This is a genomic window from Mesorhizobium sp. WSM3868 (assembly GCF_002294785.1).
GTDB lineage: Bacteria > Pseudomonadota > Alphaproteobacteria > Rhizobiales > Rhizobiaceae > Mesorhizobium.
In genome coordinates, this window is record NZ_NSGB01000043.1 from 1 (window position 1) to 2,791 (window position 2,791).

Below are 2,791 nucleotides of genomic sequence, written 5' to 3' on the forward strand. Positions count from 1 at the left end.
ACACACCCCCCCCCCCCCCCCCCCCCCCCCCCCCCCCCCCCCCCCCCCCCCCCCCCCCTCCCCCCCCCCGCCCCCCGCCCCCCCGCCCCCCCCCCCCCCCCCCCCCCCCCCCCCCCCCGCCGGCGTCGATGGCATCGAGGCAAACAGGCATGTCGAGGCCGCGCTGAGGGATTGGCAGCGGCTGAGCTTGATACGGCCCGACGCACCGCCGTCTGTGCCGGCTCGAGAGGCTGTGAGCCAGGTGGTCGCCATCGCGGGCCTTTCCGTACGCATCGAGTACCCTGCAGCCCGCGCCTTTCCCGCGGTCGCCGTGTTCCGGCATCTCGAGGTCCGGCGAGAGACTGCCGACATTCTGTTCCAGCTGGTCGAGCATGAGGGACGGGTCCACCTGTTCCGGGATGGCGACTGGATTCTGTCCTGCGCGCCCGACGAGCTCCCCGTCATGCTGAAAGGGCAAATGCTTATCGAGGTCCTCGATCGCAGCGCCTACGAACTTGCTCTGCACGCGGCTGCGCTTCTCAAAAATGAGCGCATCGTGCTTCTCTGCGGCAACCCGGGCGCAGGCAAGACAACGCTGACCCTGGCGCTGGTCAATGCAGGGTTCGGTTTCGCATCTGACGATGTGACGCTGTTGGACTCCCGGGGACATGGCATTGGTCTGCCGTTTGCGCCCGCCGTCAAGGCGGGAGCATGGTCGCTTTTGGCCGAACGCTACCCCAATCTCGACGCTGTTCCGGTTTGTCGCCGGCCGGACCGCAGGCGAGTTCGGTTTGCGGTGCCCAGCGAGGTCGTGCCGTCCTCCCCCATACCAATCGGCTATGTAATCCAGCTTCGTCGAGGTCGCGACGCGAAAGCTTGCCTCGAGCCGATCGACCCGGCCAGCGCATTGCGTGTGCTGCTCAACGGGGCGTTCGCACCCGGCCGAGAGTTGAGCGGCAGCGCCTTCGACACTCTGACCCAAGTAATCGGATCGGCGGGCACCTATTGTCTGAGCTATTCGAAGCTCGATGATGCAGTAGAGCTGATCACGAAGGCATGCCGGTGAGACACAGAGGCAACGCGCTCGAGGCTCTGATCGCCGGACTTCGCGGCAGTCCGGCCGACCGGGCCGATTGGCACGCCGTAATCGCCCTGGCCAATCGCACTTTGCTCACGCCGGATTTGTACTCCTCCCTCGCGCGCGCCGGCCAGATCCACCGGCTACCGCAGGACGTGTCCGAGTATCTCCGGTTCGTTCACGACTGCAATCGGGAGCGGAACTTGCGCTTGCGTGCGCAACTGCGCGAAGCCGTTGCGGCGCTCAATCGCCGCGGCATCGTTCCGCTCCTGCTCAAGGGCGCTGTTCCCTTGTTCCTTGCGCCGGCAGGCCGGGCTCCCAGCAGGATGACAAGCGACCTCGATCTGGCCGTGGAGCCGGCCGAAGAGGCCGCCGCCCAAATCTGCCTTGAAGAGCTCGGCTATGCCGAGGTGGCAGGCGAGCGAGGCATGGCGCGTGAGCAGGATGCCGGAATGCTGGAACTCCGGGCGCGCCGGGCGATCGACTTTGAACCCCCTATGTTCGTCCAGCACGACGATTTGCGGGTGAATATTCCTACTGCCCAGTCCCGGGCTCTGCACTGGATCGTGCACGACCTGTTTAAGGAGGGCGACTACTGGCGCGGAAGGATTGATCTCAGGCATCTTCACGACCTGGCACAATTGGCGGAGACCGAGAACGTGGACTGGAGCGCGCTGCAGGCATCCATGTCGGACCGAAGCGCCCGCAATGCGCTGGACGCCCAGCTGCTGGCCTTGCATCACTTCTTCGGAACCAGGATCCCGGCAAGATGCGCCCGGCGTCCGATCGTCCGTTTCCAGCACTGGAGGCGCGTCTTCACGGCGACCCACCCGATCATCGGCGCTCCGTTGCGCCTGGCCGGGAATTTGATTTGGGGAACGCGGCGGTTTCTAAGCGCCAGGGGTTCGGCGAGGGGGGGCTCGTCCGATTTCGCGCGGCGCATCGCTCGTACGCTTTTGCTTCCAAGCGCGAAAATCTAAGCCTTTTGGTGAACTAGTATCCTGGCATCGGGAAACATAAGCTGTTGTGATACTTTGGAACCCGCATGGGAGAATCGTCATGCCAACCGAAAGCACGAAACGCTCGGAAAGGACGCAGGAAGTCCTCGTTTCAGAGGCTCAGGCGCGCCGGGACTTTCTCAAGAAGGCAGGGCGTTTTGCGGCGGTGACTCCACCGGCCATAACGGTTCTGCTCGGCACCAGCCTGAACTCCAGAGCAATCGCCAAATCGGGAGGAACACGCCCGGGCAACGGCTGGGGCGACAAAAACCACATTCACCTCGGGCCTCCCGGCCAGTCGTAAGGTTGACCGTCAGGGTCGCTGAAGCAGCGTTTTGAGAACCAAAAGCGCGTCGCGCGGAAATGGATCCGGGCGGCGCGCTTTCGCGTCTTTGCTTCAATTTTGATACCCCGATCGCTGGCGGCACGCCGCGGTCGGGGTATTTGTTTGTTGGCGGTCGCTCCCCCTGTCAGATCAGGCGAGCAGCCAATCGTTCAAATGGAATTCATAGATCTTGCCGTCGTTCTCGGTCGGATTCGAGTCGTTGTCCACGCCGCGATCGACGACATAGAGGCTCATTTGGTGGCTCGGATCGTCGCTGCTCGGCGCCAGGGCAAGTCCCGCCGGCTTTTTCGCGTTGGCGGCGGAGATGTCGAGCGTGCCCAGCAGATCCCCGGTTGGCGTCACCATTGCCACGGAGGTGCGTGACACGATGACATAAAGCAGGTCGTGGAC

Annotated in this window: 3 protein-coding genes and 1 pseudogene; 3 read left to right on the forward strand and 1 reads right to left on the reverse strand. The window is 64.2% G+C overall.

Annotation, left to right across the window (positions count from 1 at the left end; genetic code table 11):
* Positions 1-232: 232 nt before the first annotated feature.
* The 3 genes from CK221_RS29405 to CK221_RS29415 all read left to right on the forward strand — a co-directional run bounded on the left by CK221_RS29405 (position 233) and on the right by CK221_RS29415 (position 2,359).
* A complete protein-coding gene (locus CK221_RS29405; RefSeq protein ID WP_176478072.1) occupies positions 233-1,045 on the forward strand; it encodes an aldolase in 813 nt (270 codons plus the stop codon).
* Complete coding sequence (locus CK221_RS29410) at positions 1,036-2,037, forward strand: nucleotidyltransferase family protein (protein WP_245430789.1); 1,002 nt, start codon at positions 1,036-1,038, stop codon at positions 2,035-2,037. Before CK221_RS29405 ends, CK221_RS29410 begins: the two co-directional genes overlap by 10 nt.
* 79 nt (positions 2,038-2,116) lie before the next feature.
* Entirely contained in the window at positions 2,117-2,359 is a 243-nt protein-coding gene (locus CK221_RS29415; protein ID WP_082980372.1) for a hypothetical protein, read from the forward strand.
* A gap of 171 nt (positions 2,360-2,530) precedes the next feature.
* Here CK221_RS29415 and CK221_RS29420 read toward each other — a convergent pair.
* A pseudogene (locus CK221_RS29420) lies at positions 2,531-2,791 on the reverse strand (RTX toxin); the annotation flags it as partial.